The following is a 234-nucleotide window of genomic DNA, read 5'->3' as shown; positions in this document are numbered from 1 at the left end:
TCCGGAGCCAACGTCCATGACAGCCAGGCCCTGATCCCGCTCGTCGACGCCATTCCGCCGATCCGCTCGCGACGCGGACCCAGGAGACGCCGACCCGGCAAGCTGCACGCCGACAAAGCCTACGACCACCGCTTCATCCGCGCCTACCTGCGCCGGCGGCAGATCCCGGCCCGCATCGCCCGCCGCGGCATCGAGTCCTCCCAGCGCCTCGGCCGGCACCGCTGGGTGATCGAG

At 72.2% G+C, this 234-nt stretch carries 1 protein-coding gene; it reads left to right on the top strand.

Annotated elements, in window-relative coordinates; genetic code table 11:
* Positions 1-234 (top strand): transposase (locus PUR61_RS36615; protein ID WP_329883883.1); only part of this gene is annotated, 234 nt, incomplete at both ends.

Source organism: Streptomyces sp. BE20, assembly GCF_036322525.1.
In the GTDB taxonomy this organism is placed as follows: Bacteria; Actinomycetota; Actinomycetes; order Streptomycetales; family Streptomycetaceae; genus Kitasatospora.
This window is presented reverse-complemented; position numbering and strand designations above follow the sequence as displayed.